The sequence below is a fragment of the Mesocryomonas lacus genome, assembly GCF_055730105.2.
On record NZ_JBUZWF020000003.1, the window covers coordinates 726,132 to 738,127 of the forward strand.

Genomic DNA, 11,996 nt, shown 5'->3' on the forward strand with positions numbered 1-11,996 from the left:
TGGAAAGCGCCTTGCCGGCGCCCTCAGTCCTCGCCGCGCAGATAGACCTCGACCGGGCCCTTCAGCTTCAGCGTCATCGGATTGCCGCGGCGGTCCTTCGCATTGCCGGCGGGAACGCGGATCCAGCCTTCGCTGACGCAGTATTCCTCGACATTGGTCTTCTCGACGCCCTTGAACCGGACGCCGATCCCCATCGCCAGCAGTTCAGGATTGTGGAACGGGCTCGACGGATCGGCCGCAAGGCGGTCGGGCAAGGCGATGTCGGCCATCGGTGCCGCCTGCTCGGCCGTCTCGGTGGCTGGCGTCTCGGAGGTCTCGGCCTTGGGTGTGTCGGTCATGTCCAGCGTCTCATCTTTTGATGCGTTGCGCCGGAGATACAAGCTTGGCGGGGTTTCGCCAACACTTGTTGCAATACGCCTCGGCGCTCCATGCCCTGGCGCGCTCCCGGCAGCCGCTCACGCAGTCGTGCTTGACGGGAGAGTGTCCGCCTGCCTGAAGACCCTGCAGCGCCGAGCCGGAGGCACGGAAAGCCGGATCTTTCGACGCTTCCAATGCTTGTGCTGCAACGCGCAAGCGCTCAGGATTGGGAAAATTTGGACATGGAGCCGCCCATGAAACGGATCGTCGGATTGCTCTGCGCCTTGGCACTGGCGATGAGCGTGGGTGGGGTCCAGACAGCCGAAGCGCGGCTGAAGCTCGTCAAACCACGCGATTCAGGCTTTGCGCATGTCGACGGCATCTCGATGTTCTACCAGATCTACGGCAAGGGGCCGCCGATCCTGCTGATCCCCGGAGGCCTTGCCAGCGGAGACGTCTGGCGGCAGCAGATCGCGACGCTCTCGGCGCATCACCTCGTTATCGTCGCCGACAGCCGCGGGCAGGGCCGCTCGACGCGCGACAAGAAGCCGATCACCTATCACCTGATGGCGCGCGACTACCTAAAGCTCCTCGATCTCCTGAAGCTGCCGAAAGTATCGCTGGTCGGCTGGAGCGATGGCGGCATCATCGGCCTCGACATCGCCATCCACCACCCCGACCGGCTGTCGGGGATGTTCATCCAGGCCGCCAACGTGACGCCCGACGGCGCCCTCGCCAACCGCAAGGCGATCGCGGAAGGCAAGGCGCTGCCGGCGCTCGGCCATTACGACAACATCGACGACGAAATCTTCGCGCTCTGGGCGAACGAGCCGAACTTCACGCTGGCGCAGCTGGCCTCGATCACCGTGCCGACGATGATCGTCATCGGCGACCACGACGAGGCGATCAGCCGAGAGCATACCGAGATGATCGCCAATGCCATTCCCGGCGCGCACTTCCTGCTGCTCCCGAATGTTGGACACTCCGCCCCGCTGGAGGACCCGGTCGGCTACGCCGAGGCAGTGCTCGCCTTCGTCGACGCCCCCGGCAGCGCCGCGAGCCTGCAGGCCGACGAGGCCGGCACGGTCCTGCAGGATTTCAAGGACCCGTCACCGGGCAAGGCTGGTCCGGCGGTTCGCGGCGGAGGGTGAGCGGAGCTGCGTTCCCTAAAACTGCGGCGTCAGCCCTCGCTTGCCTGACGCTCGGCCAGCGCCATCTTGCCCTCGTCGTCGGCGCTACGCTGCAACGTCGGCACCACGGCGGCGAAATGCTCGTCGAAGGAGTAGCCGGCGCCGCGGACGGTGCGGACGGGGTCGCGCTGGCGGCCGCGGTTGATGGCCTTGCGCAGGCGGCCGATGTGGACGTCGACGGTGCGCTCGTCGACATAGATGTCGCGGCCCCAGACGCCGTCGAGCAGCTGCTCGCGCGAGAACACCCGGCCGGGCGAGATCATGAAGAACTGCAGCAGCTTGAACTCGGTCGGTCCGAGCTTCAGCTCGCGGCCGTTGCGGTAGGCGCGATGGTTGGCGCGGTCGAGCTTGATGTCGCCGGCGGTCAGATGGTCGGACAGCTTCTGCGGGTTGGAGCGCCAGAGCAGGCTCCGCACCCGGGCCATCAGCTCGGCCATCGAGAAGGGCTTGACGAGGTAGTCGTCGGCGCCCGTCGTCAGTCCCTGGATCCGCTGCTTCTCCTCGCCGCGGGCGGTGAGCATCAGGATCGGCAGCCGTTCCGTCGCCGGCCGGCCGCGTACCCGACGGCAGATCTCGACGCCGGAAATGCCAGGCAGCATCCAATCGAGGATGATGAGGTCGGGCGTCTGCTCCTTCAGCCGAAGATCGGCCTCGTCTCCATTGTCGATGACCTCGACGGTGTAGCCCTCGGCTTCGAGATTGTAGCGGAGGAGGACGCCCAGGGCCTCCTCGTCCTCGACGACGACGATGCGCGCGTTCATCTGCCTGTTCCTACATGTTTCCGGTCGACGGGCCGGAATCCTTCACGCCGACGGTCATCGACGGGGTGGTGTCACTCTTCGGTCGCTCGGATTCCATCTGCTCACCGGTCTTGATGTAGTAGATGGTCTCGGCAATGTTGGTGGCGTGGTCGCCGATGCGCTCGATGTTCTTGGCGCTGAAGAGGAGATGCGTGCAGGCGGTGATGTTGCGCGGATCTTCCATCATGTAGGTCAGCAACTCGCGGAAGATCGACGTGTACATCGCGTCGATCTCTTCATCCGCCTCGCGGATAGCCTGCGCGCGCACGTGGTCGCGGCTGGCATAGGCGTCAAGCACTTCCTTCAGCTGCTCGATGGCGAGCTCGGAGAGATGCTCGATGCCACGCACCAGCTTGATCGGCTGCTGGTGCTCGTGCACGGCGATGACGCGCTTGGCGATGTTCTTGCCGAGGTCGCCGATGCGCTCGAGGTCGCTGGAGATGCGGATCGCGCCGACGATCTCGCGCAGGTCCTGCGCCATTGGCTGACGCTTGGCGATGGTCATGATGGCGCGTTCGTCGAGCTCGCGCTGGGCGGCGTCGAGCATCAGGTCATCCGCGACAACCGACTGGGCCAGGCCCCAGTCGCTGTTGATGAGCGCGGCGACCGAGCGCTCGACCATGCGTTCCGCCTGGCCGCCCATCTCGGAAATGCGCCGGACGATGAACTTCAGTTCCTCGTCGTAGGACGTGACGATGTGCTCGTCCATGGTTCGTCTCCCTGTTCTCGTTGGGCGCAGCCGCCGTCGCGGGACTCTCGGGTCGCGGCCGGCGATGCGGATCATTGGATACGCCGGCCGCGCCCGTCTTGGGGCGCGGCCGGCTGGTTCAGCCGAAGCGGCCGGTGATGTAGTCCTGCGTGCGCTTGTCGTCCGGGTTCTGGAACATCTTCTCGGTCGGGCCGACCTCGGCGATGTTGCCGAGATGGAACATGGCGGTGACCTGGCTGACGCGGGCCGCCTGCTGCATCGAATGGGTGACGATGACGATCGTGTAGTTCTGCTTCAGCTCGTCGATCAGCTCCTCCACCTTGGCGGTGGCGATCGGGTCGAGGGCCGAGCAGGGCTCGTCCATCAGGATGACCTCGGGCGACACGGCGATCGCGCGGGCGATGCAGAGGCGCTGCTGCTGGCCGCCGGAGAGGCCGGTGCCGGCCTCGTCGAGCCGGTCCTTGACCTCTTCATAGAGGCCGGCGCGGCGCAGGCTGGTGACGACGATCTCTTCCAGATCGGTCTTCGACTTGGCGAGGCCATGGATGCGCGGGCCGTAGGAGACGTTCTCGAAGATCGACTTCGGGAACGGGTTAGGCTTCTGGAACACCATGCCGACGCGGGCCCGGAGCTCGACGACGTCGATGGCGGGGTTGTAGACGTTCTCGCCGTCGAGGGTGATGAGACCGCCGACCTTGCAGTGGTCGATGGTGTCGTTCATCCGGTTGAGGCAGCGCAGGAAGGTCGACTTGCCGCAGCCCGACGGGCCGATCAGCGCGGTGACCTGGCGATCCTGGACGTCGAGGCTGACGCCATGCAGCGCCTGCTTGCCACCGTAATGGACGGTGACGTTCTCGCCCTTCATCTTGATCGGACGGTTTGAATGCACGGCGGGACCTTTATTGAGTGTCGCTTGGATATTTTCCATCATTTCTGTCCACCGTTCTACCAGCGACGCTCGAAGCGCCGCCGAAGGATGACGGCTGCAAGGTTCATTGCAGCCAGGAAAAGAAGCAGGATCATGATGGCGCCGGACGTGCGTTCCACGAAAGCACGTTCCGCCTCGTTCGCCCACATGTAGATTTGCACGGGCAAGGCGGTCGAGGCTGCCAGCGGCGAGGACGGCACATCGGCGACGAAGGCCACCATGCCGATGAGGAGCAGCGGCGCGGTCTCGCCGAGGGCGTGCGCCAGGCCGATGATCGTGCCGGTCAGGATGCCGGGAGCGGCCAGCGGCAGGACGTGCTGGAACACCATCTGCATCTTGGAGGCGCCAAGGCCGAGGGCCGCGGCGCGGATCGAGGGCGGCACCGCCTTGAGGGCTGCCCGCGTGGCGATGATGATCGTCGGCAAGGTCATCAGGCTGAGCACGAGGCCGCCGACCAGCGCGGCCGAGCGGGGCATGCCGAAATAGTTGATGAAGACCGCAAGACCGAGCAGACCGTAGACGATCGAGGGCACCGCCGCGAGGTTGTTGATGTTGACCTCGATAAGGTCGGTCAGGCGGTTCTTCGGGGCGAATTCCTCGAGATAGATCGAGGCGGCGACGCCGATCGGCAGCGCCAGAGCGAGAACGATCAGCATCATGTAGGCCGAGCCGATCAGCGCGACGCCGACGCCCGAGGTTTCAGCGCGGCTCGAGCCGCCGAAGGTGAACAGGCCCCAGTTGAAGCGCTGCTCCAGCTGGCCGGCTTCCTCGAGCTGCTTGATCCAGCCGAGCTGGCGGTCGTTGATCGGCCGCCGGCTTTCCTCGACGGTGTTGTCGAACTGGCCCTTGACCGAGCTGTCGACCTTCGAGTCCGCGAACACCCAGAGATCGCGGGTCTGGCCGATGATCGTGAGGTCGTTCATCACCTCGTTGCGCAGCTGGATGCGCACGCCCTGCGACACGAGGGCGGAGGCTTCCTTGACGGCGGCCTTGTCGTTCGGATCGATCTTCAGCGCCGCGACGATGGCGTTCTGCGCCAGCCGCGGATAGTTGGCCATCATCAGCGCCTTGTCGTCCTTGCCGCCGGTGTTCTTCGGGTCGACGATCGACTGTTCGAAGGTGATGGGCAGCCGGATCTCGGTCTGGAAGAAGGCGGTATAGCCTTTCGACACGACGCTCCAGAGCAGCAGTACCAGGAAGGCGAGGCCGATCAGGATGGCGATGATGCCATAGGTCTTGAAGCGGCGCTCGGCGGCGTAGCGCTTCTTGATTCCGATGTCGCGACGGGGGGCGGCATGGCTTGGCGCGCGGGCGCCGTCGACGGTCGCGTCGGTCATTCGTACTGCTCCCGGTACTTACGGACGATGTAGAGGGCAAAGATGTTGAGGCAGAGCGTCACCGCGAAGAGGGTGAGGCCGAGCGCGAAGGCCACCAGCGTCTGCGGCGAGTTGAAGACGAGATCGCCGGTCAGCTGGTTGACGATCTTGACGGTGACCGTGGTCATCGCCTCGAAAGGGTTGATGGTGAGGTTGGCGGCGACGCCCGCGGCCAGCACGACAATCATCGTCTCGCCGATGGCGCGGGAGGCGGTGAGCAGCAGCGCCGAGACGATGCCGGGGAGCGCCGCCGGCAGGATGACGCGCTTCACCGTCTCCGAGCGGGTGGCGCCGAGGCCGAGCGAGCCGTCGCGCAAGGATCCGGGGACCGCCGTGATGATGTCGTCCGACAGCGATGACACGAAGGGGATCAGCATGATGCCCATTACGAGGCCCGCGGTGAGAATGCTCTGCGCCTGGATGAAGCTCGTATAGTCGCCGGTGACGAGACCGTGCAGCTGGCTCGACATGTCACGCAGGAACGGTCCGACCGTGACGAGGGCGAAGAAGCCGTAGACGATGGTCGGGATGCCCGCGAGCACTTCGAGCAGCGGCTTGACCACCGAGCGGACGCTGGAGCTCGCATATTCCGCCATGTAGATCGCGGCGAACAGGCCGATCGGCACGGCGAAGAGCATGGCGACGAAGGCGATGTAGAGCGTGCCGGCAAAGAGCGGGATCAGGCCGAACTGGCCTTCCTGGCCGCTGCCGCCGGCAAAGCGCGGGTCCCAGGTGGTGCCGAAGAAGAAGCTCTGCGGGCTGACGCGGGAGAAGAAGTCGGCCGCCTCGGAGAACATCGAGACGATGATGCCGACCGTGGTGAGGATGGCGATCGAGGAGCAGAGGATCAGGATCGAGCGGACGACGGTCTCGACCTGGTTGCGGGCGCGCAGGCGGACCGCGATCTTCGACAGGCCGTAGGCGGCACCCGCCAGCGCCATCGCCAGGACGAGGATGGTCGTCGCCAGCCGGGAATAGTCCTCGAGTTTGTTCTTCTCGACCGCTAGGGCGACCATGTAGTCCTCGGTCGAGGACGCGACGGCGATGCCGCGGCGCTGCAGCAGCGGGCGCAGCTCGGACACCGGCAGGCTCGAGGCAGCGGCTTGCTCGTCGGAGGGCAGCAGGCGCAGTCCGTTGCCGATGGCGCCGATCATCTCGTAGGCGAGATCCACGTTCGCGGGCGCGGCGCCGTCGGCGGCAGCGGTCGGCATGTGCGCGGAAAGATTACGGTTGATCGCGACGGGGGCGGCGATCAGGCAGATCAGGAGCGCGATGAGCGCCGGCACGACCGCCCAGCAGAACACGAACGAGCCGTGGTAGGCCGGCCGCGAGTGCATCTTCTGGCCGGGCTCGATCTGGAGCCCGCGGCTCTTCTTCTGCGCCAGAAAAGCGCCGATCGCCCCGATCAGGAAGACGATTACGACAATCGCAAAAATTGACACCGAATATCCCTATCTTCGCAAGGTTCAGGCGGGGCGATCGCCCTGAAGCGGCGGCAGCAAAAGGTGCGGGCACCCGGCGAGGCCGGGTACCCGCGGTCACTGCTTACATGGTCTTCCCGGCATCGAAGTCGGTGCGGTACGACTCGCGCTCGGCATCCGGCGCCGGCACCAGGCCGTACTGGGCCAGCGGGCCGTCGGCACCGATCATCTGCTCGGAGAGGAAGAAGTCGGCATATTCCTTCAGGCCCGGGACGACGCCGATGTGCGCCTTCTTGACGTAGAAGAAGAGCGGGCGCGACACGGGGTACTTGCCGGTCGAGATGGTCTCGACGGAGGGCACGATGTCGTTGACGGTCGCGACCTTCAGCTTGTCCTGGTTCTGCTCGTAGAAGGCGAGGCCGAAGACGCCGACGCCCTGCTTGTTGGCGGCGATGCGGGCGAGGGTCTCGCTGTAGTCACCGTCGATGTCGATGGCAGCGCCGTCCTTGCGGACCGAGTGGCACTGTTCGCCAACGGCCTTCTCGTCCATGCCGGCAGCCTTGTAGGCCTCGGCGGCACCGGTCGACTTGCAGCCGGCGGCGAGCAGCTTCTCTTCGAAGACTTCGCGCGTGCCGTGCTTCTCGCCGGGGATGTAGGCTTCGATCTTCCAGGCCGGGAGCGAGGCATCGACGTCGGCCCAGGTCTTGGCGGCGTTATCGACGACCTTGCCGTCGACGACGGTCTTGGCGGTCAGCGCCTTGAAGACCATGTCCGGGGTCAGCTTGAAGTCCGGGCCGGCCGCATCGGTCGCGAAGACGATGCCGTCATAGCCGAACTTGACTTCCTGGATGTCGGTCACGCCGTTCTTGACGCAGGTCTCCTTCTCGGAGTCCTTGATCGGACGCGAGGAGTTGGCGATGTCGATGGTGTCCGGGCCGACGCCCGAGCAGAACTGCTTCAGGCCAGCGCCCGAACCGCCGGACTCGACGACCGGGGTGCCGAAGTCGGGGAAGGTCTCGCCGAAGTTCTCGGCGACGATCTGGGCGTAGGGGAGAACGGTCGAGGAGCCGGCGATCTGGATCGGATCGGCGTTCTGGGCCATCGCAGGCAGCGCGAAGGCGAAGGAGGCGCTGAGCGCGAGGCTGGCGATCGTGCGAGAGGTCACGGGTGTGCTCCTTGAGGAGTTTCAACGACGAACCGGATGCGCAGCCGTTCTGGCGCTGCGGCTGCGGTTCGGCTCTCCTCTACAGGCGGGCGATGAAGCTAATGTGACAGTCGAATAATGCTGAAATGACTGTCCAAGGCTCTGACGGAATTGGGTTATTTCCCTCTGCATCCGCTTTTGTGTCAGTTCGAAGTCGGGGCCTTGTAGCGGACTCAGGCCGCGATTCCGATGGGGCGTGCTGACTCTTCGGCTTCCCCTGCGGAATCGTGCCCGCGCTGGCCTGGTCGCTCGGGGGGACGATCTTGCGTCACCGGCGTGCGGCGGCAAGAACGTGAGACGGCGTGGCGGTGGTCAGTTGACCTGCCGCTTCTCCAGTTTCCGCGCGAGCGTGCGGCGGTGCATGCCGAGGCGCCGCGCGGTCTCGGAGATGTTGAAGTCGGTCTCGGCCAGCACCTCGTGGATCCGCTCCCATTCCAGCGTCTTGATCGAGGTGGGCCGGCCGGTCAGCGGGACGGCGGTATCGCCGGCGCCACGGCCGAAAGCGGCCTCGATGTCGTCGGTGTTCGAGGGCTTGGCGAGGTAGTGGCAGGCGCCGAGCTTGATCGCCTCGACGGCAGTCGCGATGCTGGCAAAACCGGTGAGCACGACGATCAGCATGTCGGGTTCGTGCTCGTGCAGCGCCTCGACGCAGGCGAGGCCCGAGGCGCCGGCGAGCTTCAGGTCGACCACCGCATAGCCGGGGGTCGCTTCCTCCAACACGGCCCGCAAGGCCGCAAGGTCGGGCGCGACGCGAACCGTGTAGCCGCGCCGCTCGAACGAGCGCTTCAGCGTCTTGGCGAAGGCTTCGTCGTCGTCGACGACGACCAGCAGCTTTTCCGTCGTATCACCGTCCATCGATCGCCAAGGCCTCCAAGGGTAGCGCCAGGGAGACGATGGCGCCGCCCTCCGGCCGGTTGCGCGCATCGACGCTGCCGCCGAGCTTGCGCACGACATTGACCAGCAGGAACAGGCCGAGCCCGCCGCCGAGCCGGCCCTTGCTCGATTGGTAGGGTTTTCCGACCGTCGCCAGCATCTCGGCCGGGAAACCGGGACCGTCGTCCTCGACGGCCAGAAGCAGCGTGTCGTCCTGCAGCGAGGCGGTCAGGCGCAGCCAACCCTCGCCGGCCTCGAAGGCGTTGTCGAGGATGTTGAACAGACCCTGGCGCAGCGTCGATTCCGCGACGATGGCGATGTCGTCGTCGATGCCGTTCTCGTAGGCCAGGCGGGCCAGCGGCTTGGTCGCCCGCCAGTCGTCGACGAGACCGTCGAGGAAGTCGAGAAGCGTCGTCGCCCCCGCCGACTCGCCGCGCGTCTCGCCGGCCGAGAGCAGGATGCTGGTGACGATCGTCTTGCAGCGCTGCACCTCGGCCTGCATGGCCGCGATTTCCTCGGAAAGCTCGGGGTCGTTGCCGAGCGCCGGCATGCGGCGCCAGTCGCCGAGGATGATGGAGAGCGTTGCCAGCGGCGTGCCGAGTTCATGCGCGGCCCCGGAGGCTAGAAGTCCCATCCGGACGATGTGGTCTTCCTCGGCGGCGCGCTGGCGCATGCCGGCAAGCCGGGCCTCGCGCTCGCTAAGATTGCGGTTGATCCGGGTGACGAAGACCGCGAGCAAGGCCGCATTGATCGCAAAGCAGATGAGCATGCCGGTGATCTGCAGGCTCTCGACGCCGAGGCCCGGATGCGCGCCGAACTCCAGCGGCACGTAGAACAGCGTCAGGCCGGCAAAGCAGAGGATCGACAGCGCGACCAGCACCACCGTCGACCAGGCCTCGAGGAGCACCGCGCCGAGCGTGACCTGGAGGAGGTAGAGGAAGACGAAGGGATTGGATGCACCACCGCTGAGCGCCAGCTGCGCCGTCAGCGCCGCGAGGTCGAAGAGCAGCGCGCCGAAGAGCTCGCCATTGCTGACGCTGCTCTGTCGCCGCAGCCGGAGGTGGCTCGCGAAGTTCAGCGCGACCAGCAGCCCGATGACGAGGCCCATCGGCCCGAGCGGCAGCGGGATCTCGAGCGCGATGGCGACGACCATCATGCTGAACACCTGTCCAGCGACCGCGAGCCAGCGCAGCTGGATCAGCAGCAGGAAATTCTTGCGGCCGGTGAGGTCGTCGTTCGGCAGTGGATCCTCACCGGTCCATTGCGGCCGGAAGACGTCGCCGAAGAGGGTCTGCTCGGTCGTCGCCACCGTCTCTGGGGTGAGTTGGATCATGGGGCAGGGGACCCGGGTGCCGACAGGCCGTCTTCGCCTATTTGCGATGCCGCAGGGCGGCGCCGCGCGCGCCATGCCCAGACGCCGACGGCCGCGAGCATCGCGGCGAGGGTGAACCAGGTGGTGGCATAGACGAGATGATGGTTGGTGAAGGCGATGACCGTGAGCCCGCCGACCGGCCAGCCGCCGATGTTGGGCGCCGCGTCGGCATCGATGAAGTAGGGCGCCGTGTCCGTCAGCCCGCGCGCCGAGGTAATAGCGGCGACGTCGCGCGAGTACCAGCGCCCGCCGACCGGGTCGTTCGCGCGCAGAAAGCCGCCGCCCGGCTCGGAGAGGCGCAGAAGGCCGGTCACCGTTGTCGGCCCCTCGATCTGGCCGGCAATGCGGGTGGCGGGATCGCGGCGGTCCGGCGGCACGAAGCCGCGGTTGACGAGGATCGTCTCGCCGTTTGCGCGCTGCAACGGCGTCAGCACCCAGAAGCCGGGGCCGAGCGCGGTAACGGCCTGGACCAGTGTCTCGCGGTCGTTGCGGAAGGTGCCGTCGAGGCGGAGACGCCGGTACTCCTCGTCGGCTATCGCCGGCCAGGCGGACGCGGCGGGCGGTGGCGCGGGTTCGGCGTGGACACGGGTATCGACCCGGGCGATCAGGTCGAGCTTCCAGCCGAGGCGCTGAACCTGCCAGGCGCCGAGGGCGATCAGCGAGACGAAGACGATGAGGCCAGCGAGCGCAACCGCCATACGGCCCGCCCGGGCAGGGCGGGTATCGCGGACGTCTGACCGGCCTCCCGTCGTCACGGCATGTTCTTCATTTCATGCTGCGACATCGGCATCATGTTGTTGTTGAGGTGGAACATCACCCAGAGTGATCCGGCGAGCGTGATGACGACGATCACCACGGTGAAGATCAGCGCCAGCATGTTCCAGCCCTGCTCGGACTTGGTGTTCATGTGCAGGAAGTAGACCATGTGCACGACGATCTGGATCGCCGCCAGCACCATGATCGCAATGCCCGCCACCCGCGAGCTGGTGATGATGTCGGCCATCACCAGCCAGAACGGGATCGCCGTGAGGACCACCGACAGCGCGAAGCCGATGAGGTAGCTCTGGCGGGTACCGTGCTTGCCCTCGTGCCCATGATCGGTGGCGTTCGGGGCAGCGTGAACCAGGTTGTTCTCGCTCATGGCAGGACACCCATCAGGTAGACAAAGGAGAAGACGCCGATCCAGATCACGTCGAGGAAGTGCCAGAACATCGACAGGCACATCAGACGGCGACGGTTGGCCTCGATCAGGCCGTGGCGGGCGACCTGGGTCATTAGCACCACCAGCCAGATAATGCCGAAGGTGACGTGCAGTCCGTGCGTTCCGACGAGGGTGAAGAACGACGACAGGAAGGCGCTGCGCTGCGGGCCGGCGCCGATGTGGATGAGGTGAGCGAACTCGTAGAGCTCGAGCGCAAGGAAGACGAGGCCGAGGAGGCCGGTCAGCGCCAGCCAGCCGAGCGTCGCTCGCTGCCGTCCCTTCTCCATCGCCAGCATCGCCATGCCGTAGGTGATCGAGGAGAACAGCAGCATGGCGGTGTTGACCGCCACCAGCGGCAGGTCGAAGAGGTCCGCGCCCGAGGGACCGGCGGCATAGCTGCGGCCGTAGACGCCGTAGCAGGCAAACAGGACCGCGAAGATGAGACAGTCGCTCATCAGGTAGATCCAGAAGCCCAGCATCGTGCCGTTCTCCGGATGGGGTTCCTCACCCTCGACGTAGAAGCGGTTGATGTCTTCGCCGGGCTCGACCGTCATGGCGCCCGGGG

Annotated in this window: 13 protein-coding genes; 1 reads left to right on the forward strand and 12 read right to left on the reverse strand. The window is 66.1% G+C overall.

Annotation, left to right across the window (positions count from 1 at the left end; all coding sequences use genetic code 11):
- Window positions 1-23: 23 nt before the first annotated feature.
- The gene (locus ACZLZQ_RS13125; protein WP_472934206.1) at window positions 24-269 is read right to left on the reverse strand and encodes a DUF3297 family protein; all 246 of its coding nucleotides are present in this window, start codon (window positions 267-269) and stop codon (window positions 24-26) included.
- Window positions 270-611: 342 nt separating this feature from the next.
- On the opposite strand from ACZLZQ_RS13125, the gene ACZLZQ_RS13130 reads away from it, so the two are divergent.
- On the forward strand, window positions 612-1,508 hold the full coding sequence (locus tag ACZLZQ_RS13130) for an alpha/beta fold hydrolase (protein WP_472949727.1): 897 nt from the start codon (window positions 612-614) through the stop codon (window positions 1,506-1,508).
- A 29-nt stretch (window positions 1,509-1,537) separates the two neighbouring features.
- Here the strand turns inward: ACZLZQ_RS13130 and phoB are convergent, their stop codons facing one another.
- From phoB to cyoC, 11 genes are all read right to left on the reverse strand, one after another.
- Window positions 1,538-2,308 (reverse strand): phosphate regulon transcriptional regulator PhoB, encoded by a 771-nt coding sequence (gene phoB / locus ACZLZQ_RS13135; RefSeq protein WP_472934045.1) that lies wholly within the window; start codon window positions 2,306-2,308, stop codon window positions 1,538-1,540.
- Window positions 2,309-2,318: 10 nt separating this feature from the next.
- The gene (gene phoU / locus ACZLZQ_RS13140; RefSeq protein WP_472934044.1) at window positions 2,319-3,056 is read right to left on the reverse strand and encodes a phosphate signaling complex protein PhoU; all 738 of its coding nucleotides are present in this window, start codon (window positions 3,054-3,056) and stop codon (window positions 2,319-2,321) included.
- Window positions 3,057-3,174: 118 nt separating this feature from the next.
- A complete protein-coding gene (gene pstB / locus ACZLZQ_RS13145) occupies window positions 3,175-3,984 on the reverse strand; it encodes a phosphate ABC transporter ATP-binding protein PstB (RefSeq protein ID WP_472934043.1) in 810 nt (269 codons plus the stop codon).
- 17 nt (window positions 3,985-4,001) lie between these two features.
- Window positions 4,002-5,321, reverse strand: coding sequence for a phosphate ABC transporter permease PstA (gene pstA / locus ACZLZQ_RS13150; protein WP_472934042.1), 1,320 nt, complete (start codon window positions 5,319-5,321; stop codon window positions 4,002-4,004).
- Window positions 5,318-6,802 carry a phosphate ABC transporter permease subunit PstC gene (pstC, locus tag ACZLZQ_RS13155; RefSeq protein ID WP_472949728.1) on the reverse strand — a complete coding sequence of 495 codons (1,485 nt, stop codon included), beginning with the start codon at window positions 6,800-6,802 and terminating at the stop codon, window positions 5,318-5,320. Before pstC ends, pstA begins: the two co-directional genes overlap by 4 nt.
- Before the next feature lie 103 nt (window positions 6,803-6,905).
- Window positions 6,906-7,883, reverse strand: coding sequence for a substrate-binding domain-containing protein (locus tag ACZLZQ_RS13160; protein WP_472949928.1), 978 nt, complete (start codon window positions 7,881-7,883; stop codon window positions 6,906-6,908).
- A gap of 414 nt (window positions 7,884-8,297) precedes the next feature.
- Window positions 8,298-8,840 (reverse strand): response regulator transcription factor, encoded by a 543-nt coding sequence (locus ACZLZQ_RS13165; protein WP_472949729.1) that lies wholly within the window; start codon window positions 8,838-8,840, stop codon window positions 8,298-8,300.
- Complete coding sequence (locus ACZLZQ_RS13170; RefSeq protein ID WP_472949730.1) at window positions 8,830-10,191, reverse strand: ATP-binding protein; 1,362 nt, start codon at window positions 10,189-10,191, stop codon at window positions 8,830-8,832. The genes ACZLZQ_RS13165 and ACZLZQ_RS13170 overlap by 11 nt, the downstream gene beginning before the upstream one ends.
- Entirely contained in the window at window positions 10,188-10,928 is a 741-nt protein-coding gene (locus ACZLZQ_RS13175) for an SURF1 family protein (RefSeq protein ID WP_472949731.1), read from the reverse strand. Before ACZLZQ_RS13175 ends, ACZLZQ_RS13170 begins: the two co-directional genes overlap by 4 nt.
- Window positions 10,929-10,981: 53 nt before the next feature.
- Complete coding sequence (gene cyoD / locus ACZLZQ_RS13180; RefSeq protein ID WP_472934037.1) at window positions 10,982-11,371, reverse strand: cytochrome o ubiquinol oxidase subunit IV; 390 nt, start codon at window positions 11,369-11,371, stop codon at window positions 10,982-10,984.
- Window positions 11,368-11,985 carry a cytochrome o ubiquinol oxidase subunit III gene (gene cyoC / locus ACZLZQ_RS13185; protein WP_472949929.1) on the reverse strand — a complete coding sequence of 206 codons (618 nt, stop codon included), beginning with the start codon at window positions 11,983-11,985 and terminating at the stop codon, window positions 11,368-11,370. Before cyoC ends, cyoD begins: the two co-directional genes overlap by 4 nt.
- Window positions 11,986-11,996: the final 11 nt, after the last annotated feature.